General features: G+C 69.0%; 17 protein-coding genes and 1 pseudogene. 7 read left to right on the plus strand and 11 right to left on the minus strand.

Annotated elements, in window-relative coordinates:
• The 3 genes and pseudogenes from F3J10_RS22800 to F3J10_RS22810 form a co-directional block, all read right to left on the minus strand.
• Positions 1 to 304, minus strand: a pseudogene (locus F3J10_RS22800) (MFS transporter); the annotation flags it as partial.
• Entirely contained in the window at positions 301 to 1,692 is a 1,392-nt protein-coding gene (locus tag F3J10_RS22805) for a D-arabinono-1,4-lactone oxidase (protein ID WP_167243047.1), read from the minus strand. The pseudogene F3J10_RS22800 and the gene F3J10_RS22805, both read right to left, overlap by 4 nt.
• 48 nt (positions 1,693 to 1,740) lie before the next feature.
• Positions 1,741 to 2,967 (minus strand): amino acid deaminase/aldolase, encoded by a 1,227-nt coding sequence (locus F3J10_RS22810; protein ID WP_167243048.1) that lies wholly within the window; start codon positions 2,965 to 2,967, stop codon positions 1,741 to 1,743.
• Positions 2,968 to 3,390: 423 nt separating this feature from the next.
• Between F3J10_RS22810 and F3J10_RS22815 the strand changes: the two genes are divergently transcribed.
• On the plus strand, positions 3,391 to 6,072 hold the full coding sequence (locus tag F3J10_RS22815; RefSeq protein WP_167243049.1) for a GH92 family glycosyl hydrolase: 2,682 nt from the start codon (positions 3,391 to 3,393) through the stop codon (positions 6,070 to 6,072).
• 33 nt (positions 6,073 to 6,105) lie between these two features.
• Here F3J10_RS22815 and F3J10_RS22820 read toward each other — a convergent pair whose 3' ends face one another.
• The 5 genes from F3J10_RS22820 to F3J10_RS22840 all read right to left on the minus strand — a co-directional run bounded on the left by F3J10_RS22820 (position 6,106) and on the right by F3J10_RS22840 (position 12,386).
• Positions 6,106 to 7,914, minus strand: coding sequence for a methyl-accepting chemotaxis protein (locus F3J10_RS22820; protein ID WP_025099290.1), 1,809 nt, complete (start codon positions 7,912 to 7,914; stop codon positions 6,106 to 6,108).
• Between the two features lie 484 nt (positions 7,915 to 8,398).
• Positions 8,399 to 9,145: a glucose 1-dehydrogenase gene (locus tag F3J10_RS22825; protein WP_025102194.1), complete on the minus strand. Its 747-nt coding sequence runs from the start codon at positions 9,143 to 9,145 to the stop codon at positions 8,399 to 8,401.
• Positions 9,146 to 9,407: 262 nt separating this feature from the next.
• Positions 9,408 to 10,169 (minus strand): DNA-binding transcriptional regulator, encoded by a 762-nt coding sequence (locus F3J10_RS22830; protein ID WP_167243050.1) that lies wholly within the window; start codon positions 10,167 to 10,169, stop codon positions 9,408 to 9,410.
• A 136-nt stretch (positions 10,170 to 10,305) separates the two neighbouring features.
• Positions 10,306 to 11,025: an aldolase/citrate lyase family protein gene (locus F3J10_RS22835; RefSeq protein WP_025102192.1), complete on the minus strand. Its 720-nt coding sequence runs from the start codon at positions 11,023 to 11,025 to the stop codon at positions 10,306 to 10,308.
• Positions 11,026 to 11,066: 41 nt separating this feature from the next.
• Complete coding sequence (locus F3J10_RS22840; RefSeq protein ID WP_167243051.1) at positions 11,067 to 12,386, minus strand: MFS transporter; 1,320 nt, start codon at positions 12,384 to 12,386, stop codon at positions 11,067 to 11,069.
• A gap of 377 nt (positions 12,387 to 12,763) precedes the next feature.
• Here F3J10_RS22840 and F3J10_RS22845 point away from each other — a divergent pair, with 377 nt between their 5' ends.
• Genes F3J10_RS22845 through F3J10_RS22860 form a run of 4 tightly spaced genes read left to right on the plus strand, consistent with a single transcriptional unit; the run spans position 12,764 to position 16,445 of the window.
• Complete coding sequence (locus F3J10_RS22845; RefSeq protein WP_167243052.1) at positions 12,764 to 13,942, plus strand: porin; 1,179 nt, start codon at positions 12,764 to 12,766, stop codon at positions 13,940 to 13,942.
• Between the two features lie 28 nt (positions 13,943 to 13,970).
• Positions 13,971 to 14,915 carry an amidohydrolase family protein gene (locus tag F3J10_RS22850; protein WP_166914379.1) on the plus strand — a complete coding sequence of 315 codons (945 nt, stop codon included), beginning with the start codon at positions 13,971 to 13,973 and terminating at the stop codon, positions 14,913 to 14,915.
• A gap of 45 nt (positions 14,916 to 14,960) precedes the next feature.
• Entirely contained in the window at positions 14,961 to 15,587 is a 627-nt protein-coding gene (locus tag F3J10_RS22855; RefSeq protein ID WP_166914377.1) for a flavin reductase family protein, read from the plus strand.
• A gap of 42 nt (positions 15,588 to 15,629) precedes the next feature.
• Positions 15,630 to 16,445 carry a hypothetical protein gene (locus tag F3J10_RS22860; RefSeq protein ID WP_167243053.1) on the plus strand — a complete coding sequence of 272 codons (816 nt, stop codon included), beginning with the start codon at positions 15,630 to 15,632 and terminating at the stop codon, positions 16,443 to 16,445.
• A 79-nt stretch (positions 16,446 to 16,524) separates the two neighbouring features.
• On the opposite strand, the gene F3J10_RS22865 is transcribed toward F3J10_RS22860, so the two are convergent.
• Positions 16,525 to 17,526, minus strand: a complete 1,002-nt coding sequence (locus F3J10_RS22865; protein ID WP_167243054.1) for a 2-dehydropantoate 2-reductase — start codon at positions 17,524 to 17,526, stop codon at positions 16,525 to 16,527.
• A 155-nt stretch (positions 17,527 to 17,681) separates the two neighbouring features.
• Between F3J10_RS22865 and F3J10_RS22870 the strand changes: the two genes are divergently transcribed.
• Both F3J10_RS22870 and F3J10_RS22875 read left to right on the plus strand, forming a co-directional pair.
• Complete coding sequence (locus F3J10_RS22870; RefSeq protein WP_013698572.1) at positions 17,682 to 18,557, plus strand: fumarate hydratase; 876 nt, start codon at positions 17,682 to 17,684, stop codon at positions 18,555 to 18,557.
• Entirely contained in the window at positions 18,557 to 19,165 is a 609-nt protein-coding gene (locus F3J10_RS22875) for a fumarate hydratase C-terminal domain-containing protein (protein WP_025102115.1), read from the plus strand. The genes F3J10_RS22870 and F3J10_RS22875 overlap by 1 nt, the downstream gene beginning before the upstream one ends.
• 34 nt (positions 19,166 to 19,199) lie before the next feature.
• Here the strand turns inward: F3J10_RS22875 and F3J10_RS22880 are convergent, their stop codons facing one another.
• Both F3J10_RS22880 and F3J10_RS22885 read right to left on the minus strand, forming a co-directional pair.
• Positions 19,200 to 19,901, minus strand: coding sequence for a response regulator transcription factor (locus F3J10_RS22880; protein WP_025102116.1), 702 nt, complete (start codon positions 19,899 to 19,901; stop codon positions 19,200 to 19,202).
• Between the two features lie 216 nt (positions 19,902 to 20,117).
• Positions 20,118 to 20,579: an H-NS histone family protein gene (locus F3J10_RS22885; protein WP_240155685.1), complete on the minus strand. Its 462-nt coding sequence runs from the start codon at positions 20,577 to 20,579 to the stop codon at positions 20,118 to 20,120.
• Between the last annotated feature and the right edge of the window lie 431 nt (positions 20,580 to 21,010).

Here is a 21,010-nt window from a genome sequence, read left to right on the forward strand (position 1 = left end):
TGAGCGCGCCGAGCGCCTGGCCGGCGATCGTGCCGAGCATGCCCAGTCGCGTGTAGCCGCGCGCGGCGCGCGCGATGCGGTGGGACAGCAGCGCGCAACTGATCGCGATACCGAGGATCTCGGCGCTGACCAGCGCGGTGGCGGCGCCTTCGTCGAGCCGGAAGCGCGCCATCACCGCGGCAACCAGGAACGGCGAGAGGATCAGCCCGTTGGTGGCCGCGGCGAAGGCGAGGGCGAGCCGGATCACCGCGCCGGCCGGCGGATCGGGGCGAGACGCGCCGGCTTGCGGGTCGGTCGTGATCATGAGGCCTCCTGATCGGAACCCGCCCGATCTTGCGCGATGCGCGCGGTTTCAGGCATCGGGTCGGTCCCGTAGCGGGGCGCCGGGACGGACGACGCACCGCGCGTCAGTCCGAACAGCCCGCGCAGATAGGGCGTCAGGAATCGGCCCCGCGGGTCCATCCGTTCGCGCAGCGCGAGGAAGTCGTCCCAGCGCGGATAACAGCCAGCGAGCTCGGCGGCGCCCAGGCCATGCACCTTGCCCCAATGCGGCCGGCCGCCATGATTGCGGCAGATCGCCTGCACGCCGGCGAAATACGCCTCGTAGGGCATGCCGCGATACTGGTGTACCGAGATGCGCACGCTGTCGCGTCCATAGTCGGGGCTCAGCCAGATGTCGTCGCCGCGCACCCAGCGATACTCGATCGGAAACATCAGAGGGAACTCGCGCCGCGCGATGAAGGCGCGGATCTCCCGCAGCGCGTCGGCGCCGCGTTCGGCCGGCACCGACCATTCCATCTCGTTGAAGCGCACCCGGCGCACCGTGGACAGCATCGCATGGCTCGCATCGACGCGCTGCCCGGCGGACACGGTGGAGGCGCACAGACGGCTCAGCGCCGGGCACAGCGAGGGAAGGTGCCGGCCGAGCCCGCACAAGGCGCCGAACACCGTGTTCTCGAGGAAGGACTCGGCGGCGCGGCTCGCCCGGTGCGTGGGCTCGGCGGGTTCGTCGCAGAGGTCCCAGGCCTTGGTGAGCACGGTATCGGTATGCGGGAACCAGTAGAACTCGAAGGAGCGATGCCGTTCGATCAGCGTCGGCGCCTGCAGCAGGCAATCGTCGAGCCGCATCGTGCCGCGCTCCAGCCGCAGCCGGAACGAAGGCACCAGCCGCAGGCCGATCTCGGTCAGCACGCCGAGCGCGCCGAGCCCGATCCGGCCGCCGGCGAACAACGCCGGATCGGCATCGGCCGATGCGCGGCATGTCGAGCCGTCGGCACGCAGGAACACGAGGCTGTCGATCTGCGTGGCCAGGTTGCCGAGCCGAATGCCGGTGCCGTGCGTGCCGGTGCTGGTCGCGCCGGCGATCGACTGCACGTTGATGTCGCCGAGGTTCTCCATCGCGAGCCCCTGCTCGGCCAAGGCCGGCCCGAGCGCCCACAGGCGCGTGCCGGCGTGCACGCGCGCCACGCGCCGCTCGCGGTCGATCTCGATCACGCCCTGCAGCGCGTCGAGCGACAGGATCACGCCGTCGGTCTGCACCAGCGGCGAGAACGAATGGCCGGCGCCGGCGGCGCGCACCGTCACGCCGCGTCGAGCCGCGTCGCGCAGCACGGCCGCGAGCGCCTCATGCGAGGCCGGTGTCGAGACGCTTGCTTCAGGACTGCTGACATAACCCGACCAGTTTCTCCACATGGAGCCTGTCTCCCGAATGTCGTGCCGTCGAACGGCGGGATGCCCGCGCTAGAAGAAGCTCTTGCCGTCGCCGCGATAAGTGGGCGTCTCGCCGATCACGCGTCCATCGCGGATCAGCAGCAGGCTGTTGAAGCGCTCGCACAGCTCGCCGGCCTTGGCGTGGCGGAACAGGACCGGATCGCCGATCGCGGGTGTGAAGCCGCGCGGCAGGCGCAGCGGCGTCTGCACCTCGCCGGCGCCTTCGTTGCGGACCAGCGTGCAGCCGGCGGGCAGCCATGGCGAGGGCAGCCGGCTCGGGCCGGCCGGCCCGGAGGCGATATAACCGCCGCCCGAGCAGGTGGCCATGCCCGGTCGCGGAATACGCGTCACCGGCAACGCGAAGCCGGCGGCCGGCCGCGCATGGAACGCCGCGTAGTGATCGAACAGCGCGGGCGCGTAGAGGCCCGATCCGGCGGCCAGCTCAGTGACCGAGGGATCGTCCAGCGTGCTTTCGAAACTGCCGGTGCCGCCGCCGTTCACGAAGCGCAGCGCGTGACCGGCCTCGGCGAGCGCGCGGACCACGGCCTGCCGGCGCGCGTTGACCTCGCGCGCCGAGCGGCGCTTCAGCACGCGGATCAACGCATTGCGCGCGCCGCCGCCCGGCGTCATGTCGGCCAGGCCGGCGATCTGGCCTTCGTAGCCCATCAGCCCGGCGAGCCGCACCTGTTCCTGGTCGCCGATATGGTTCGCGAGCGCGAGCGCGGCCGCGACGTCGCGCACCGGCGAGCGGTACATGCCGAAGTGCAGGCCAGGATAAGCCGACGACATGTCGAGATCGATCGCGAGCGGGATCGTCACGGCCTCGTCGCGCGCGACGCGCGCGATCGCGTCGACCTGCGCGGCGGCGTCGACCATCAGCGTGATCGAGCGGCCGCGTCTCGACTGCACGGCCACGGCACGCAAGTCGTCGGGCTCCACGCCGGGATAGGCGACCACGATATCGTCGAAGCCGCTGTCCGCCAGCCAGGCCGCCTCGGCGGCCGAATAACACAACAGACCCTGCATGAACGGGCCGCCCGCCAGCGCCGCAGCGATCAGCTCGCGCGAGCGCAACGACTTGGTGGCGAGCCGGATCGGCAGGCCGCGCGCGCGACGCTTCAGGTCCGCGAGATTGGCATCGAACTGGTCGAGGTCGACGAAGGCGGCCGGCAGGCGCTGGCCCATGAGGGCCTCGCGGTAGGTCGGGTAGTCGGGTAGGGCGGCATGCGTGCGCGGCGGGAGATCTGCACGGCTCATGGGCCTGGCTCGCTGGGTTGGGGCGTCGCGCGGATTGTGCGACTCGTCTGGAGCCGAGGATAGAACCGGCCGGAATGCCGACCAAGCGCCGAGCGGGTCGTTCGAGGGGTCTTATCCGGCCATCGCGATCGGTCGTTACCGTGTCCGGTATTCCGTCTTGATAATGAAATGGATGATTTGTCGGGAATATAAATTAAATAGTAAATAAGAAAATTCATATTTAAATGTTGAAGATGACAAGGTGGATAAAAATGGGATAGTGCCGACGTCGCGACGAGAAACACATAATGAAGGCCGCTAAACTGAGGTCGTACAGGGTTATTCCAGATGTCGGCCTCGATTCGAGGCGATCGATAATGATTTGTCATTGGGCGTGAATTTAAATTTTCCCATTTGAAAAAATTTATCGATGGATATCTGGAAATGACGAATTCAAAACTTGTGATTACCGTGGTGCTGATCTGCGCGACGCTGGGCGCATGTGGCGGAGACGGGACGGACAGCGCCAGCCTGGTTTCGCCCGCGAAAACCCCCGTCGCCACCGGCGTTGCGCCGCGGCCGCAAGCACCCACCGAAGCCCGGAGCGAATCGACACCACCATCGCCGCGTCGTCAGGACATGATGCTGACGCAGTTCGTCGATCCGTTCATCGGTACCGGGATGAATCCGGACTCACGCCATGCCGGCAACGTCAGTCCGGGCGCGACGGTGCCGTTCGGCATGGTGAATTTCGGGCCGAACACACCGCGTAGCGACTTCAACGGATCGGGCGGTTACCTGTCGTCCAGATGGGGGGCGAACGGTACCATCCACTTCTTCAGCGTGACGCACCTGAGCGGCGTCGGATGCCCGGGGCAGGGTACCGTGGCGATGCTGCCGAGCGATACGGCCAAGGCGATCGCGCCGACCGGCCGGCCGGCGGGTATCGAGTACGACTATTCGGACGAAGCGGCGGAACCCGGCTACTACAAGGTCCGCCTCAGGAGCGGCATCGTCACGGAGTTGACGGCGACGGCGCGCGTCGGCATGGCGCGCATCACCTATGCGAACAAGGACCGCGGATTCTTCTCGATCGATGCCCGGCTGAATGCCGGCAGCAACGCCTCGGCCACCAGGATTACCCCCGATCGCGTGACATTGACGCTTGGCAGTGACGGCAGATCGGTCAGCGGGCAGGCGGTGGCGCCGGCCTTCTGCACGCCTTACGGCACACCCTGGAACGCGCCCGTGTATTTCTACGCGAGCTTCGACAAGCCCTTGCGCAAGCAGGCGGATACCTCGTCGGTCAACACCGTCGTCAAGGGAGCCGCGACCCTGCAATTCGACCTGAGCGATACCGACAGGACGGTGACCATGAAGGTGGCGGTCTCCTCGGTCAGCATCGAGAACGCACGACGCAACCTGCTTGGGGAGGGGGAAAAGCCGAGCTTCGACGACGCTCGCGCGAATGCCTCGGCTCTCTGGAACGACCGTCTCAACACGATCCAGATCGACCAGGCCGCGAATCCGTCGGAGCTGGATCCGCAACAACGGGCGAACCTGACCAAGTTCTACACGGCGCTCTACCGTGTGTTCGGTGCACCGACGCTCTACAGCGACACGAACGGCGAATTCCGCAGCATGCGTCAGCCGAAAGGCGCGGATGGCCGATACCCGAAGCAGGTCGACCAGACTGGCCTCGTGCCGCAGCGGGCCACGGCGAGACTCGCCGACTATGCCTTCCGCCGCCACGACGGGTCGCAGGGCGGCGCCGGCAATCACTACACGGGGTTCTCGATGTGGGACACCTATCGGTCGCAGGTGCAGTTGTTGGCGATGCTGGCGCCGAAGGAGTCGAGCGACATGATGCAGTCGCTGGTGACCGACGGTTTGCAGTGCGGCGCCTTCCCGCATTGGGTCGACGGCAGCGACGACTCGACGCCGATGAGGGGCGACAATGCATTGAACGTGATGGCGGCCGCATACAAGTTCGGCGCGACCGATTTCGACCTGGTCTCGGCGGCGCGCCTGACGAAGCAATCCGTGTTCGACACGGCCAGCGCATGCAACGATCGCCCCAGCGACACTTATCTGTCTGATTTCATCCACTTGCGCTACGTTCCGCAGAGCAAGGACGAGCACTCGTCGTCCACGACCATCGAACGCGTGCTGAGCGACCGTTCCGCCGCTGCCTTCCTGCAGGCGCTGCCCGCCAGCGTGCTGAGCGCCGCGGGGAGCGGTGTCACGCCGGAGCAGATCCGCACGCTCTATGCGCGCGCCTCGTGGTGGCGCAACATCTTCGACGAGACGAGCAAGACGATCGCCGCGCGCAATGCGCCGCCCGACGGCGCGGTGCCCGGCACGCTGGGCACGCTCACGCAGGGTGGTTTCCACGAATCCACCGAACCGAATTACTTCTGGAGCTTCGCGCAGGACTGGTCGGCGCTGATCGATGCGATCGGCGGCAAGCAGGCGGCTGTTTCGCGCTTGGACGCGCTGTTTTCGATTACGGCGCCTTTTTCCAGCTCGCCCGACTCCAAGGCGCTCAACGGCAACGAGTCGTCCCACACCCTGTACATCGGCAACGAGCCCGCGTTCCAGTCGCCGTGGGCCTACAACTGGGCCGGGCAACCGAGCGGGGCGCAGTACGTCATCCCGATCATCATGTCCAAGGCCTTCACCACCAAGCGCAATGGGCTGCCGGGCAACGACGACATGGGTGCGATGTCGAGCTGGTACGTGTGGGCGGCGCTCGGCATGTTCCCGGTGATTCCGTCCGAGGCCGGCCTGGCCCTGTCCACGCCGCAGTTCAGCGGGATCACCGTCTGGTTCGGCAAGGGCAGGAAGTTGCGGATCGAGAGCGACAGGCAGGTCGCCATGGATGATTCGGGGCGCCCCGCGTTCGCGTATATCCGGTCGCTGAAGCTCGACGGCGCCGACTATGCCGGTTCCTGGCTGCCGCTGGGCGCCATCGACAAGGGCGCGACCCTGCGCTACCAGCTGTCCGCCACGCCCACGCAGTGGGCGGCCGCCGACAAGCTGAGGCCGCCGTCCGGCCCCGATGCGGACTACACGCGTATGACGGCCGCGGATGCGCTGCCCAAGGCGCCGGGCAGCGGGTCCTGAGGCGGGTTTGCGGGGCGCTCCTGCGCGCCTCGCTCAGCTCGTCGCCGCCGCTTGCCGCAACCGGAACAGCCCCACGATCCCCGACAGGCCATGCGCCTGTTCGTTGAGCGTCGCCGAGGCGGCGGTCGACTGCTCGACCAGCGCCGCGTTCTGCTGCGTGGCCTGGTCCATCTCGGCGACGCTGCGATCGATCTGGCTGATGCCGGTGCTCTGCTCGTTCATCGCGCCGTCGATCTCGCCGATCACGCGATTGACGCGCTCGATGCCCTCGACGATCTCGCGCATCGCCGCGCCGGCCGCCTGCACGCGTTGCGCGCCGGTATCGACGCTGGCTTCCGAGGACTGGATCAGGTCCTTGATCTCGCGCGCGGCCGTCGCGCAGCGCTGGGCGAGCGTGCGCACCTCGCCGGCCACCACCGCGAAGCCGCGGCCGTGCTCGCCGGCGCGCGCGGCTTCCACCGCCGCGTTCAGCGCGAGGATATTGGTCTGGAAGGCGATGCCGTCGATCACGCCGATGATCTCGGTGATGCGCGCCGAGGCGCGGGCGATCTCGTCCATCGTGCTGACCGCGCTGGTCACCACCTCGCCGCCGCGCGCCGCCGCCTCGCTGGCCGAGGTCGCGAGCCGCGAGGCCTCCATCGCCGATTCCGCCGACTGCTTCACGCTCGCGGTCAGTTCGGTGAGCGCGGCCGAGGTGTGCTGCAGGTTGCTGGCCGAAGTCTCGGTGCGCTGCGACAGGTCGCGATTGCCCATTTCGATTTCGCCGGTGGCCAGCTTCATGCTGTCCACGCCGGACTTCACGTCGTGCAGCACCGCGCTGATCTTGTCGACGAAGGCATTGAAGGAAGCGGAGATCTGCGCCACCTCATCGCGGCCGGCCACCGGCAGGCGATGCGTGAGGTCGCCGCCGCCCGAGCCGATGGTGTCCATCGCGTCGCGCACCCGCGACAGGCTGCGGAACGAGTTCGAGGTGAAGAAGGCCGCGAGGCCGACCGCGGCCAGCGTCAGCAGCAGCATCGCCACGCCGAGCGTGCGCAGCACCCGGCTCAGTCCCGCGGTGGCCTCGGCCTTGTCGAGCGCGATCACCAGGTACCAGTCGGTGCCGGCCACCGGCTGGGCCTTGAGCAGCTTCGCCACGCCGCCCAGCGCGATCTCCATCGGCGCGCCGGCCTGGGCCAGCGAGGCGAGCGCGGCGGGCGTGAGCGCCTCGGCGATATCGGTGGCGGGCTTGAGCGCGAGCTTGGCGTCCGGGTGCGCGATGACCTGGCCGTCGCGCGTCACCACGAAGGCCAGGCTGGCGGGCGTCGGATGCACGGTGGACACCACCTCGCGCACGCCCTCGAGCGGCACCGCGCCGCTCACCACGCCGTCGGCCGAGCCGTTGCGCATCATCGGCGCGGAGAACGACACGTAGGGCGCGCCCGTCGAGGAGTCGCCATAGGGCTTGGTGACCACCAGCGCGCCCGCGGCCAGCGCGGCCTTGTACCAGGGGCGGGCGGTCGGGTCGTAGCCCGGCGCGGTGCTGGTGGTCGAGAAAAAGCTCTTGTCGCTCCAGCCGACCGTGGTGATCGGGAAGCCGCTGGCGCGGCCCATGTGCTTGACGAAACCTTGCGGATCGCCGTGCTCGACGTCCTCGGCCGAAGCCTTGACCGCCTGCGCCTTGGCCTCCACCCACTTGTCGATCGCCAGCGTGTTGGCGCCGGCGATCGCGTCCAGGTTCTGCGCGATGGTTTCCATCGTGTTGGCGCGCACCGTGAAGTAGGCGGCGGCGCCCGACAGCGCGAGCGCGCCGATCACGGTGGCGGAGGAGATGATCAGGATGCGGCTTCGGAGTGAGGACATCATGGCCTTGAGAGGAGAGGGCGGGCTGCGCGAATCGGGAGGCGGTTGCGGTAATCGGGTACGGGGAATCGAGGGCGGGCGACGGCACCCGCTCATAGCGTCTACGGCGCGGCGCGCGAAAACTTGATTGGGGGAAGTCGGGACGGCGAGGCGCGGCGCGTCGGGAGCGCGGCGGATGGGACGATGGCGCGCAGGCTCGCGGCGGCGCGGCGTGTGCCAGGAACGAGCTAGGCGGGGACGAGCGAGAAAGCCGCTTGAAAGGATGCGACGCGTCGCGTGGGAGAGATGAAATGCGGGAGTCGCCGTGAATGGGGGCCTGGAAGATCAGGCTCAGGCGAGCCGGTAGCCCGCCTGGTTCCGGTCGCGGCGAGCAGCGCGCAACCGGACCAGCCGGGAGCTTGCCCCGGCCTTGTGATGCGTCGATGCAATCCGCTCCGGCGCGCCCGGGGCCTGCCGTCCAGGGCCCGAGGCGCGCCGGCCGATCTCAGCGCAGGCCGCCGGCCGCTAGCAGATGCTCGCCGCTGATCCAGCGCGCGTCGTCCGAGGCCAGGAACACGGCGACGCCGGCGATATCGTCAGGCTGGCCGGCGCGGCCCAGCGGCGTTTGCGCCACGAACTGCGCTTCCATCTCGGAGCCCGCGATGCCGGCCGCGTGCGTGCCTTCCGTCTCGACATAACCGGGGTTGATCGCGTTGACGCGGATCTTGCGCGGCGCGAGCTCCAGCGCCAGCACGTTGGTGATCGCATCCACCGCGCCCTTGGTGCCGGTATAGACGGCGGTGGTGGCGGGGGTGATCCGCGTCGCCGCCGAGCTGATGTTGATCACGCTCGCGCCTTCGCCAAGGTGCTTCGAGGCGGCCTGCGTGACCAGCAGCAGGCCCAGCACGTTGGTATTGAACTGACGATGGAACTCGTCCTCGGTGATGTCTTCCAGCGCCGCGAAGGCATACACGCCCGAGTTGTTGACGACGGTATGCAGCGCGCCGAATTCGTCGATCGCGGCCTGCACCAGCTTCGCGGCATCGGCCGCCTTCGACACGTCGCCGCCCACCGCCACCGCGCGCCCGCCGGCGTCGCGGATCTCGGCGGCCACGCTTTCCGCGCCCGACTTGCTGCTGGCGTAACCGACCACCACGGATGCGCCCTCGGCGGCGAGCGCCTTGGCGATTGCCGCGCCGATTCCCTTCGAGGCACCCGTGACGAGTGCGACCTTTCCTTCGAGCCTGGCCATGCTGTTCCTCACCTAGTGTGGACCGGTCGTCGCCAGGACGGCGACGCGCCGGAGTGCCTTGCAATCTACGCGCGGCCCATCGCGGGAAAAAGCGTGAAGACTCGAATTTAGATGCCGGGTTTGCCAAACAATGAAATAGTCGCGAGTACGAATTGTGCGAATTGCGCCGAAAGGCGAGCGGCCCCTGTCGTTATAGCGGCGATGGATGCGCGAGCGCGGACAAGGGCGGCGCCGCAGCGATGCGCGTGCCGGCTCGGGCGCGCTACAACTGCTCGGAGATCCGCCGCGAGACGTCCTGCAGGCGATGCAGATAACGCTCGACCACCTTGTCGACCGTCAGCGCGGACGAGAACCAGGTCAGCCCGATCGAGGCCACCACGAAATCCTTCGCGATCACCGGCACCGCGAGCGTGCCCGACACGGGCCGCACGGTGGCGTCGCGCAGGCCGTAGCCGCGCCGGCGCGTTTGCTCCAGCATCGCCTGCACGGCCTCGCGGTCGTGGGCGAGGCGATCCTCGGGATGATGGCTCTGGCGCACGATCTCCAGCAGCATCTCCTGTTCCTCCGGCGAGCAGAACGCCAGGTAGGCGCGCCCGAGCGCGCGCGAGACCAGGCTCAGGCGCATGTTGATCGAGGAGTGCAGCAGCGAGAGCGGCGAATAGGGAATGGTGCTGTGGCGCACCACCAGCGCATCGACGTCGAGCATGCCGACGGCGATCGGCCATTTGATTTCCTCGGTCAGCGCGCGCACCAGCGGCCCGGCGATCTCGACCACGCGCGGCACGTGGTGATAACCCGAGTTCAGCGCGTTGACGCCGTCGAGCAGGCGGTATTCGCCGGGGCGCGCGCCGCGCGCGACCAGGCCCAGTTCCTCGAAGGTGCGCAGCAGCCGCACCAGGGTCGGCTTGGGCAGGGTGGTGGACTGATGCAGGCCGTCGAGCGTCGAGACCGGCATTTGGTTGAGCGCGCGCAGCAGGGCAATGGCCCGCTCGACCGCGCGGATCGACGAATCGCGTTCCGCCATCTTGGGGTTCCGGTCTGTCTCCGATCTTGTCTCTGGTTCGTATCGGCGCTCGGCGAGAGCCGGCGCGATCGCGTTTGATCCAGGCGGATTATCCCAGCTTTGCCGGCCGGCGGCGTCCCGGCAGGCGGCTGCCGTGTCAGGCCATCATCGCGAGCGCGCCGCGGCGCAGCAGCGCCTGGTCCGAGCCGACCACGAACCAGCTCGCGCCCATCGGCTCGAACTCGCCGCATTCCTGGCTCTCGCCGATCGCGACGCCGCCGATCTTGCCGGCGCGGCGCGCGATGTCGAGCACCGCGACGGTGGCCTGCATCACCTCGGGCGCGCGCGCATCGGCGAGCCCGAAGGACAGCGCGAGATCGGCGCGGCCGACGAACAGTCCCGCCACGCCGTCCACCGCGGCGATCTCGGCGGCCGCCGCGCAGCCGGCGCGGCTCTCGATCTGGCAGATCACCGTGGTGCCGTTGCCGGCCTCGACCGCGCGCTTCATGCCCATCGCGCCGTAGCCGGCGAAGCGCGGCGAACTCGAATAACCGCGCTCGCCGTCGAGGAAGCGCGTGCGCGCCACCAGGCGCCGCGCGTCCTCGGCCGAATCGACGTGCGGCACCAGCAGGCCCGACACGCCGAGATCGAGCGCGGACTGCACGGTGGCCGGCTGCATGTCGGCAATCCTGACGAACAGCGGCAGCGCCACCGAGCGCGCGGCGATCACCATGATGTCGAGCGTGGCGCGATCGAAGGGCGCGTGCTCGGCGTCGATCACGGCGAAGTGGAGGCCGGCGCCGCCGAGGATCTCGATGATCTGCGGCGCGCCGGTCTTGACGAAGGTGCCGATCTGGCGCGGGAGGCTGGCTTGCATGGGCGTGGAGTCGTTGAAGTCGAAAGGGCAGGCGCGCCGGTTCAGCGCGCGGCGGTGACGGATGCGGCGCGGCGGCTGGCGCGCTCCATCGCGAACGCGGTGGCGCCGAGCAGCAGCAGGCACAGCGCGGGCAGCAGCATCGCGTAGCTGGCATGGCCGAGCGCCTTGCCGATCCAGGGCATCGCGTTCTGCGCGAGGAAGCCGCCGAAGTTGCCGATGCTGCTGATCGCGGCCAGGCTCGCCGCGGAGCGCCGGCCGCTGAAGTACTTCGAGGGCAGCGACCAGAAGCAGGGCAGCAGCAGCGAGGTGCAGGGCGTGCCGAACACCAGCGCGACGTAGCGCCAGGCCGGGTCGCTCACCAGCAGGCTGACCACGAAGGCCAGGCAGCCGATGGTGCCGATCGCGGCGGCCGCCACCCGCACCTGGCCCTCGCGCTTGAGCAGGCGCGGCACGGTGAGCAGCAGGATCGCCGTGAGCGCCCAGGGGATCATGGTCAGCAGGCCGTTGAACGAGCTCGACACGCCGAAGCCCTTGATCACCGTCGGCAGCCAGTAAATGATCCCGTACAGCGAGGTCAGCAGCAGCGTGTAGCCCAGCGCGAACAGCATCACCACGCGGTCGCGCAGCACCGCCCAGACATTGCCCTCGTGGTTGGTGGAGGGCGCCTCCTGGGCCACCATGCGCGCCAGTCGCTGGCGCTCGGCCGCGTCGAGAAAGCCCGCCGTCTCGATGCTGGCGGGCAGGCGCAGCAGCACGATCGGCGAGAGCAGCAGGGCGAAGGCGCCGGTCACGATGAACACCCACTGCCAGCCGGCATGGCCCAGCGTGCCGTCCAGCGACAGCAGCATGCCGCCGAAGGCCGAGCCGAGCATGTTGCCCAGCGCGCTGCCCAGCGTGAGCAGGGCCACCGCGCGCACCTGGTAGCGGCGCGGCAGCCAGACCGTCAGGTAATACACCACGCCCGGATAGAGCCCCGCCTCGGCGCTGCCCACCAGGAAGCGCAGCGCCGCGAACATCGAACCCGAGGCGGTATAGGCCAGCAGCACGGTGGCGATGCCCCAGCTCAGCATGATGCGGAAGATCCACTTCGGCGCGCCGAAGCGATGCACGCCGAGCGCGCTGGGGATCTCGAAGATCAGGTAGCCGATGAAGAACAGCGAGGAGGCCAGCCCGTAGGCGGTCTCGGTCAGGCCGATCTGGTGGACCATCTGCAGCTTGGCGAAGCTGACGTTCATCTTGTCGATGACCGATACCAGGTAGGTCACCATGATCAGCGGCATGATGCGCCACCAGACGCGCCGGATCAGGCGCTCGTCGTGCGCGGTATCGGGCTGGGCCGCCGCGGCCAGGGAAATCTCCATGTCTCCTCCCACTCCATCGTGTCGGACCGGCTGTCTGCCGCCTTACAGTCGCGCGGTGCGCCGGTTTGTGTGCCTGTCTCGTGCGGGCCGGTACTCGATCGGTCCACGGCGGGCAATACTACGCTGCACCGATGGCCCTCTCCAGCGCGATTCGGCAAGATTTCGCGGTGCGGAATCATGGCGATCGATCCCTATTGGTGGCGGCGCCGGCGCGGACCCGACATTTCGCTCTGCGAAAAGTCATGGAAACGCGCTTGGAGCGACACGGCCTGCGTGGAACCATACGGGGCGTCGAAACGAGGGCGCCGCAGCGCGCTCCGGCAGCGACGCATCCGGCATCCGCGGCAAGCGGAGCCACGACATCGGGAGGAGACACCATGAAGACATCGCTGGCGCTGATCGGCGCCGCCGCCTGCGGCTTTGCCTGTGCCGCGCAGGCCCAGGGCAGCGTGACCCTGTACGGCATCGTCGATGCCGGTTATCGCTACAACAGCAATGCCGGCGGCGCGCCGCAGCACGCCATCGCGGGCGGCAACGAGAGCGCCTCGCGCTTCGGCATCACCGGCAGCGAGGAACTGGGCGGCGGTTATCGCGCCGTGTTCACCCTGGAGAACGGCTTCACCACCACCACCGGCGCGCTGCAGGCCGGGCTGATGTTCGGTCGGCAGGCTTTCGTCGGGCTCGGCACGCCTTACGGCACCGTCACGCTGGGGCGCCAGTACCTGACGCTGTCGAGCTATCTCGGCCAGTTCGCCTCGGGCACCGACTGGGCCGCGCGCGGCGCCGGCTGGGGTTATCACCCGGCGGGCCTGGACGACGTGGACGGCACCGAGCGCGCCAACAACGCGATCAAGTACGTGAGCCCGCGCTATCGCGGCCTGCAACTGGGGGCGACCTACAGCCTGGGCGGCGTGGCGGGGCAGGTCACGCGCAACGAGATGATCTCGGCCGGCGCCGACTACCAGCAGGGCCCCTTCAAGTTCGCGGCGGCCTATCTGTACGTGAAGAATCCGAACTTCGCGCTGTTCGGCAACAACGCCACCAGCAGCGCGACCGGCAACAACTTCACCAGCCCGATCTTCAGCGGTTATGCCACGGCCGGCTCGCAGCGCGAGTTCGGCGCCGGCACCTCCTACGAGCTCGGCCACTTCACGCTGGGCGCGATCTACACGCGCACCAGCTTCGCCGACCTGGGCGCCACGCCCGTGACGGGCGCGAGCCTGCCCGCGGCCGAGCGCGGCAAGACGGCGACCTTCAACACCGCCGAGGCGAACCTCAAGTACCGCCTCACGCCGGCCCTGCAGTTCGGCATCGCCTATGCCTACACGCGCGTGAGTTCCTTCGCCGGCCAGAGCGGCGCGAGCTACCAGCAATGGAACCTCGGCGCCGACTATTCGCTGTCCAAGCGCACCGACCTGTATTGCGTGCTGCTGCACGAGAAGGCCGCCGGCATCGATTCCACCGGCCATGCCGCGGTGGCCGCGCTGACCTTCGCCACCCCATCGGCCAGCGATGCCCAGACCGGCTTCACGGTCGGCATCCGCCACCTGTTCTGAACCCGAGCTTCCCTTCACTGGAGACGACATGCCTGCCACACCCCAAGCACCCGCCCTCGCGCTGTTCGATTCGCACGCGCACCTGGTGGCGGACGACACCACCCGCTACCCGCGCAATCCGATGCAGCGCTCGCCCAACGCGCCGCCGCGCCTGCCGGGCGTGATCGGCCTGCCGGGCGGCGCGCACGGCCCGAATCCGATCAACGAGGTGCCGGACGTGTCGCGCATGCTGCCGTGGATGGATCAGGCCGGCGTGGTCGAGGCGGTGGCGGTGCAAAAGCGCATGATCTACCGCTACGACAACAGCTACATCCTCGATTCCTCGGATGCCCATCCCGATCGCTTCTCGGCGGTGGTGATCCTCGACGCCGAGGCGCCGGAAACGCCGGCGCAGGTGCGCGGCTACATCGAGCGCCACGGCCTGGCCGGCGTGCGCCTGTTCGGCGGCCGCGAGGCCGACGGCTCGATGCCCTGGCTGGCGTCGCCGCGCGCGCTCGAGACCTGGGCGGTGGCCAACGAGCACGGCATCGTGATGGACATCGAGGTGCTGGCGCGCGGCGGCGGCGGGCCCTCGGTGCCGGCCATCATCGCGCTGGCGCGGCGCTTCCCGACGCTGCGCGTGGTGCTCGACCACATGCTCGAGCCCGAGGCCGAGGACGACAACTTCGGCTTCGACGAACGCTTCGCGCCGCTCGCGGCCGAGCCGAACCTGTTCTTCAAGTTCACCTCGATCAACCTCGACATCTATCGCGAGACCGGCACGCCGGCCGACCAGGCGCTGCGCGCGGCGGTCGACATGTTCGGCGCCGATCGCATCATGTGGGGCTCGGACATCGGCACCTCCTCGGGCACCTATGCCGACATGGTGCAGCGCATGCTCGCGGCCTGCGCGCGGCTCACGCCCGAGGAACGCCACGCGGTGCTGTATGCCACCGGTCGCGCGGTGTTCGTGAAGGGCGGGGCCCGCGCCTGACGCGGCCGGTTTCAGTATTCAGGAACCCAGGACCAGGAGAGCCCCATGTTTCTCGACCCGGCGAACACGCCCGGCTTCAAGCGCACGCTGTTCAACGCGATCGTGGCGCCGCGCCCGATCGGCTGGATCAGCACCGTCAACGCGCGCGGCGAGGTGAACCTCGCGCCGTTCTCGCATTTCAACCTGGTCTCGACCGCGCCGCCGGTGGTGATGTTCTCCTGCAACGCGCCGGCCGACCGGCACGAGAAGGACACCGTCACCAACATCCGCGAGACCGGCGAATTCGTCACCAACCTCGTCACCTGGGCGCTGCGCGAGCCGATGAACACCAGTTCGATGAACGCGCCCTATGGCGTGGACGAGTTCGAGCTGGCCGGCCTCGAGAAGGCGCCCAGCGTAATGGTGAAGCCGCCGCGCGTGGCGGCCTCGCCGGCCAGCATGGAATGCCGGCTGCTGCGCATCGTCGACATCGAGCCCACCGGGCCCGGCGAGACCTTCAGCCGGGTGGTGTTCGGGCGCATCGTCGGCGTCCATCTGGACGAGCGTTTCGTGACCGAAGACGGCCGCTTCGACACGGTGCTGGCCGAGCCGCTCACGCGCCTGGACGGCAACCGCTACGCCACCGTCGGCAAGCTCGACGAGCTGGGCCGGCCGAGCCCGCGCAACGGCTGAGCAGGACCTTCCCCCTTACACAGGATTCACCGAGGAATCGACATGACGACAAACACGGAAACCGGCGTGCGCCGCGCGGCGGTGCACGACCTGGCGCCGGGCGCGGTGGCGCGCGGCCAGAACTTCTACGTGCAGTGGCTGGAGGGCGAGACGCGCGAGTTCGAGGCGACGAGCGCGCACGAGATGCTGGTGCTGCTGCCCGAGGACGGCGCCGAGATCGCCGTCGGCGACGGGCCGACGCAGCGCGTGCCGGGCCGCAGCGTCTGCGTGCTGCCGGCCGGCCGCGCGCGCGTGAGCCCGGCGCCGGGCGCCCGCGCGGTGCTGATCGCCTCGTCGCGGCCCGACCTGCCGGCCGGGGCGGCCTGCAACGCGGCCGATTACGCGGTGCCCGATGCGCGCATCGTCGGCAGCGACAGCGGCTACCGGCGCACGCGCGGAGCGGGTGAACTGCAGGTGATCGGCATCGACGCGATCACGCCGCCGGCCGACAAGCCGCGCCTGAAGATGCTGCAGACCGACACGCTCAGCATCAACTGGGTCGAGTACCAGGACGCGCGCGATCGCTCGAAGCTGAGCCCGCACAGCCACACGAATTTCGAGCAGGGCTCGCTGGCGATCGAAGGCGACTTCATCCATCACCTGCGCGTGCAATGGGGCCCCGACGCGAACGCCTGGCGCGAGGACGAGCACCTCGCGGCGGGGCCGGCCTCGATGATCGCGATCCCCGTGCAGCTGATCCATACCACCGAGGGCGTGGGCAGCGGCCGGCACCTGCTGATCGACGTGTTCTCGCCGCCGCGCGAGGACTTCATCGGCAAGGGCTGGGTGGCGAACGCCGCGGATTATGCGCGCGGCTGAGATCGGCCGCGATGCGGGCCGGCGGCGCGAGGCGCGTGGCGTATCGGCGCGCGAGCCGGTCGCCGCGTCGGCTCGCGCCTCAGCCCGCCGGCGTGGCGCGCAGCCGGGCCAGCGCCAGCACCGTGCGCATCAGCGGCGCCTCCACGCCGAGCCGCGCCGCGCATTCGAGCGGGGCGCCGAGGATCGCGTCGAGCTCGAGCGCCCGCCCGGCTTCGAGGTCCTGCAGCATCGAGGTCTTGACCGTGCCGAGCGCGCGCGACTGGGCCATGCGCGTGGCGATGTCGATCTCGATCGCGAGGCCCGCAGCCTTGCCGATCGCCAGGCACTCGCCCATCAGTTGCGCGTAGGCGGCGCGCGTGTGCGCATCGTCGAGCAGCCGGTCGGTGCTGGCCTGGGTCAGCACGCTCAGCGGGTTGGCGCAGGCGTTGCCGAGCAGCTTGACCCACAGGTCGCGGCGGATGTCCTCGCTGGCGGTGGTCGGCAGGCCCGCCGCGTCGAGCACGCCGGCCCACTGGGCGCTGCGCTCGCTGACGCCGCCGGCCGGCTCGCCGATGGTGATGCGATTGCCGCTGTGATGGCGCACCACGCCGGGCGCGGGGCAACTGCAGGATGCCATCACGCTGCCGCCGAGCACCTGGGCGAAGGGCAGCGCGCGCTCGACGCCGCCGTCGGGATCGACGCTTTGCAGGCGCAGCCCTTCGAGCGGCTGGCCCGGCACCAGGCAGAACCACCAGGGCAGGCCGTTGCCGACCGGCAGCACCACGCTTTGCGCATCGAGCAGCGGCGCGAGCGAGGCGGCCAGGCCCGGCAGCGACTGCGATTTCAGCGCGATCACCACCAGCTCCTGCGGGCCGATCTCCTCGGCGCGGGCATGGGCCTCGACCGGCACCCGCTGCTCGGGCGCATCGGGGCTCTGGTAGCGCAGGCCGTCGCGGCGCAGCGCCTCGAGCGTGGCGCCGCGCGCCAGCAGCGAGACGCGATGGCCGGCGAGCGCGAGGCGGGCGGCGAAGTGGCCGCCGATCGCGCCGGCGCCGACGATGGCGATGCGGCGCGAAGGGTTGGCGGAGCGGGTGGCAGGCATCTTGAAAGCATCCATGGCGTGAGGGTTCGCGCATTGTCGCCGCGCGGCGGTGTGCGTCGAGCACTTTATGCCTGTTTTTCTCCTGGCGGAATCCTCCGCCGCGACGTGCGCGTCGAATCCGGCGCGCGCGTCCTCCCGAAGAAGGAACCATGATCATGGCGATCGACAGCGCGACCCTCAGGCGGGTCACCGCGCAACTCTACGAACGCTCGCTGAAGACGATCCCCGACGATACGCGCGCCTTCCTGGCCGACGCGGCCGAACGCGAGACCAGCCCGACCGGCCGCGCCACGCTGCGGATCCTGGTGGAGAGCGCCGACGGCGCGCGCCGCGACGACTCGCTGGTGTGCAGCGACGTGGGGATTCCCACCTACAGCGTGAAGATCGGCACGCGCGTGCGTTTCGACGGCCCGGTGCGCGCCGCGATCCGCGACGGCTTCGCCGACCTGGCGGCCTCGATCTCGCCGCCGATCCTGAAGATGGTGACCAACCCGCTCACGCACGAGCGCGGCCATGCCGGCAAGGACATGCCGATCGTCAGCTTCGACGTGATCGACGATGCCGAGCACGTCGACATCGTCTGCTCGCCCAAGGCGATGGGTACTGGCCGCTGGGAGGCGATCGAGGCCTTCGTCTACCCGAGCCACGCGCAGATCGAGCGCTTCGTGCTCGACACCATGCTGCGCGCGGGCTCGCAGCCCTGCCTGCCGCTGGTGATCGGGGTCGGCATCGGCGGCACCTTCGACTACGCGGCGCGCCTGGCCAAGGAGCAGATGATGCGGCCGTTCGGGCGCGCCAATCCGGAGCCGATGCTGGCCGCGATGGAGCGGCGCCTGCTCGACGCGGTCAACGCGATGGGCTTCGGGCCGATGGGCACCGGCGGCGACACCACGGCGATGGCGGTGCATATCGACTACGCCGCCAGCCACGGCTTCGTGCCGGTGGCGGTCTGCTTCAACTGCTGGATCAACCGACGCACGGCCGCGCGGATTCACGGCGACGGCCGCGTCGAATTCCTGGAGGGCGCGTGATGAGCCGCCTGCATGAACTGAAGCTGCCGCTGGCGGCCGAGCCGGTGCTGGCGCTGCAACTCGGCGACATGGTGCGGCTGTCCGGCGAGATCACGGTCAGCATCGGCCTGCCGACCCACAAGCGGCTGGCCGAGGCGATCGAGCGCGGCGCCGAGCTGCCGGTCGACCTGCGCGGCGGGGCCTTCTTCCACCTGAGCACCTATGTGAACGAGACGCCGGACGGCCCCGAGGCGCTCTACCTGAACCCGAGCACCAGCACGCGCTACGACGCCTGGATGCCGAGCCTGATCCGCGGGCTCGGCCTGCGGCTGGTGGGCGGCAAGGGCGGGCTCGACGCGGCCAGCGCGGCGGCGCTGCGCGAATGCGGCTGCGCCTACCTGTCGTTTCCGGGCGGCGGGCTGAACCTGCTGTCGCGTTCGCTGCGCCGCGTGGTGGCGCAGCACTGGACCGAGTACATCTCGCAGTTCCGCTTGCTGACGCTGGAGGTGGAGCAGCTCGGGCCGGCCACGGTCGCGATCGACGCGCACGGCAACAGCCTGTATCAGCAACTGCACGAGCGCGCGACCCAGCGCATGCCGGAGATCGCGCGGCGGCTCGGGCATCCCTGAGGCGGCGCCGAGCCTCGCGGCGCCTGGGCCGCGATCAGGCCTCGGGCGCGGGTTGCAGGCGCTCGCCGAGATCGAGAAAGCGGATGATGAGATCGGCATCGTTGTCCACTTCCATCTTCCTCATGGCCGAGCCCTTCTGGGTGCTGATGGTCTTCACGCTGCGGCCGGTCTGTCGCGCGATCTCGCTGATCTGCATGCCGCGCGCGAACAGGCGCACCACCTCGTATTCGCGCTTGCTCAGCATCACCATGCGACGGCGGCCGCTGGCCGAGGCGAGCTGCATGTCGGCCAGCCGCAGCGCCTGCGCGATGGCCGCGTCGAGGTACTGCTCGCCGCGCTCGATGGCGCGCAGGATCTCGGGCAGCTTCGAGAGCGCCGGGGTCGACTTGCTGAGGAAACCGGCCACGCCCATCGAGATCAGGCGACGCACCAGGATGATGTCGTCGTGCATGGTCAGCATGAGAATCTTCAGGTGCGGGAAGTCGTGCCGCAGGCGCTCGATCATCTGGATGCCGTCGTGCGCGCGCGTATCGCCGAACTCGTAGTCGCTGATCAGGATGTCGCAAGCCCGCGATTCCAGCGCCTGCTCGAGCGCATCGACGTCGGTGACCGATTCGACCACCTCGATGTCGGGCGTTCCCTCCAGCAGCTTCAGGATGCCGGCGACCACGATCGGGTGGTCGTCGGCCACGATCACCTTGATCTCACTTCGAAGGGACTGCGCTTCCATGGTCATGGCGGTTCGTGGTGGCGCGTATCGTGTCGACAGCGATGACGACGGCGCGCGGCTGGTTGAAGGATTCGCGATGAGGTTGGCCCGAGCCCGAACGACATCCCCGCGCATGGAAAACCTGGAACACGGCATGGGGCGGCTCGATGGGGAATCGAAGGCCCTGCCGAGCCGGTTTCCGGGGCGGTGTCGGCAAGTCGCGCCGGCCGACCGGGGCTGCCGCTATCGTCCGAGCGGCTCGGGCGCGACGGCACCGGAAACTGTCGCGCCGTCCGCGTTGGCGGGCAGCAGGTACAGGGAAAAATCCTTGTCGCGAATCCAGTCGGGCGGGCGGCCCCGGCCGGTCCAGGTGGCGCCGCTGGCTGGATTGTAGTACTTCGCCCGGCGCTTGGCGGGGCAGGGCGGCGGCATCAGTTGTTCCGGGCGGAAACCGAATTCGATGATGCATTCGCGTAATTCCTGCAGCACGCGCTCGGCATGCTCGCGCCGGATTTTATCGAGTTCCTGTCGAAGCGAGGCCGTGCTTTTCTGATATTCCTGATAACTCTTCATGGTCTGTCGATTTCGATAGGACTTCAATCGAAACATCGCCGATTGGCCGGCGTGGATGCGATTCGCGGGCCGGGGCGGCCCCGGAATCGAGTGCAATGTAGCAAGAATTCCTAATCGATAAAAGCGATTCATTTATAGGATTGTTCCTATTTTGAAAATCAGCTCGTTTCGATTATGTTCGGTGTGTGGTGTTTGGTGGAGTTGCGTGTATTTTTATATTCGCCATCCCCGGATTTCATTTCGTCGGGCCGGCCTTCTGCCCGGCGTGCTGCGATGCACATGAGCCGGTCGCGAGGCGGGATGCGCCGACTGGCGCGGCCGGGGCGAGGCGATGCCAATTCCGGTGGTGCTGCGCCGCAACGCCGGACGATCCGGAGGAGGTGGCCACCATGGCGATCGGCCCGCGTCCGGGCGCCGGCCGCGGGCATTTGCGCCGCGATCCATCCATGTCATGCTCCGGGATTGCACGGCGACTCGCTCGCCGCGATGCTCGGGGACGCGGTCCATGAATCGCGTCCGGCGCCCGGCGCGGAAACCGGTTCGGATTGCAGAACGACGTGCCG

The sequence above is a fragment of the Burkholderia sp. Cy-637 genome (assembly GCF_011753175.1).
Taxonomy (GTDB): Bacteria; Pseudomonadota; Gammaproteobacteria; order Burkholderiales; family Burkholderiaceae; genus Burkholderia; species Burkholderia gladioli.

Excerpts from the sequence above, each read along its gene's own strand:
- F3J10_RS22805 (WP_167243047.1), bottom strand. The coding sequence starts at position 1,692 with ATGTGGAGAAACTGGTCGGGTTATGTCAGCAGTCCTGAAGCAAGCGTC.
- F3J10_RS22810 (WP_167243048.1), bottom strand. The coding sequence starts at position 2,967 with ATGAGCCGTGCAGATCTCCCGCCGCGCACGCATGCCGCCCTACCCGAC.
- F3J10_RS22815 (WP_167243049.1), top strand. The coding sequence starts at position 3,391 with ATGACGAATTCAAAACTTGTGATTACCGTGGTGCTGATCTGCGCGACG.
- F3J10_RS22820 (WP_025099290.1), bottom strand. The coding sequence starts at position 7,914 with ATGTCCTCACTCCGAAGCCGCATCCTGATCATCTCCTCCGCCACCGTG.
- F3J10_RS22825 (WP_025102194.1), bottom strand. The coding sequence starts at position 9,145 with ATGGCCAGGCTCGAAGGAAAGGTCGCACTCGTCACGGGTGCCTCGAAG.
- F3J10_RS22830 (WP_167243050.1), bottom strand. The coding sequence starts at position 10,169 with ATGGCGGAACGCGATTCGTCGATCCGCGCGGTCGAGCGGGCCATTGCC.
- F3J10_RS22835 (WP_025102192.1), bottom strand. The coding sequence starts at position 11,025 with ATGCAAGCCAGCCTCCCGCGCCAGATCGGCACCTTCGTCAAGACCGGC.
- F3J10_RS22840 (WP_167243051.1), bottom strand. The coding sequence starts at position 12,386 with ATGGAGATTTCCCTGGCCGCGGCGGCCCAGCCCGATACCGCGCACGAC.
- F3J10_RS22845 (WP_167243052.1), top strand. The coding sequence starts at position 12,764 with ATGAAGACATCGCTGGCGCTGATCGGCGCCGCCGCCTGCGGCTTTGCC.
- F3J10_RS22850 (WP_166914379.1), top strand. The coding sequence starts at position 13,971 with ATGCCTGCCACACCCCAAGCACCCGCCCTCGCGCTGTTCGATTCGCAC.
- F3J10_RS22855 (WP_166914377.1), top strand. The coding sequence starts at position 14,961 with ATGTTTCTCGACCCGGCGAACACGCCCGGCTTCAAGCGCACGCTGTTC.
- F3J10_RS22860 (WP_167243053.1), top strand. The coding sequence starts at position 15,630 with ATGACGACAAACACGGAAACCGGCGTGCGCCGCGCGGCGGTGCACGAC.
- F3J10_RS22865 (WP_167243054.1), bottom strand. The coding sequence starts at position 17,526 with ATGCCTGCCACCCGCTCCGCCAACCCTTCGCGCCGCATCGCCATCGTC.
- F3J10_RS22870 (WP_013698572.1), top strand. The coding sequence starts at position 17,682 with ATGGCGATCGACAGCGCGACCCTCAGGCGGGTCACCGCGCAACTCTAC.
- F3J10_RS22875 (WP_025102115.1), top strand. The coding sequence starts at position 18,557 with ATGAGCCGCCTGCATGAACTGAAGCTGCCGCTGGCGGCCGAGCCGGTG.
- F3J10_RS22880 (WP_025102116.1), bottom strand. The coding sequence starts at position 19,901 with ATGACCATGGAAGCGCAGTCCCTTCGAAGTGAGATCAAGGTGATCGTG.
- F3J10_RS22885 (WP_240155685.1), bottom strand. The coding sequence starts at position 20,579 with ATGAATCGCTTTTATCGATTAGGAATTCTTGCTACATTGCACTCGATT.